The organism is Roseateles sp. P5_E11 (assembly GCF_054049355.1).
The window spans coordinates 1-1085 of sequence record NZ_JBFUMO010001038.1 but is presented as its reverse complement, the minus strand read 5'-3'; the positions used below and the strand labels follow the sequence as shown (position 1 = coordinate 1085).

At 69.4% G+C, this 1085-nt stretch carries 1 protein-coding gene and 1 pseudogene; both read left to right on the top strand.

Going from position 1 to position 1085, the window contains the following annotated elements; genetic code table 11:
• The coding region (locus ACXJKR_RS33220; protein WP_457326483.1) for a TolB family protein at window positions 1–897 on the top strand (897 nt) is incomplete at its 5' end.
• Window positions 894–1085, top strand: a pseudogene (locus tag ACXJKR_RS33215) (polyamine aminopropyltransferase); the annotation flags it as partial. The gene ACXJKR_RS33220 and the pseudogene ACXJKR_RS33215, both read left to right, overlap by 4 nt.

Here is a 1085-nt window from a genome sequence, read left to right as displayed (position 1 = left end):
GCCCTGCCCGTTTCGGCCGCCGATGCACCACCCGACGTGGCCATCTTCGTCGCACGGCTCGACGTCGCCACGGGCAAGGTCAGCGACACCCGCAACATCACGCCCGGCAAGGGCAACAACTTCCAGCCGGCCTTCACCCACGACGGCGCGGCCGTCGTCTACACCTCGGGCCGCACCGGTTCAAACAACATCTACCGCCACGACCTTGCCAAGGGCACGACCGTGGCCGTCACCACGACGACCGAGAACCTCTACTCGCCGACGCCGCTGGCCGACGGCAGCGGCTTCTCGGCCATCCGCGTCATCACCGCGGACCCGGCCTACGGCATCGAGATGAACGAGCCCTCACTCTGGCTCTTCGGCTGGGACGGCAAGCCCGTCGCGCCGGTCGTACCGACCAAGCGCATCGGCTACCACGCCTGGGTCAACCCCGACCAGTTGGCCGCCTTCATCGTCGACGACGTGCCGGAGCGCAACAACCACCGGGCTGTGCTCATCAGCCGCACCACCGGCCAGCAGACGCTGCTGACCGCCAAGCCCGGCCGGTCGCTGGGCCGCACGGCCGACGGCAAGCGCGCCCTCTTCGTCGACCAGACCGACCCGGCCCACTGGCGCATCTGTGCGATGGGCGCAGCTGACAAGTCGCCGCAGGTGCTGGTGGAGACGCCCGTCGGCCCGGAGGGCGAAAAAGACGCCAACCGCAGCCAGTACTTCGTGGCCCTGCCCGATGGCTCGATGCTGATGGCGCGCGGCAATCTGCTGCTGCGCTGGGATGGCAAGCTGGGCGGCAGCTTCCAGGCCTTTGCCGAACTCGCCGACCTGGGCGGCGCCATCCGCAACATCGCCGCCAGCCCGGACGGCAAGCGGCTGGCCTTCTCGGTGCTGCTCAAGCCGTGACCGAGCAGCAGCCCACCGCTCGCGCTTCACTGGCCGAGCTGCTGCTGCTCGCCAGCGTCTTCGTCATCGCCGCCTGCGGCCTGGTCTACGAGCTGGCGGCCGGCGCGCTGGCCAGCTATCTGCTTGGCGACTCGGTGCTGCAGTTCTCCACCGTCATCGGCGTCTATCTCTTCGCCATGGGCCTGGGC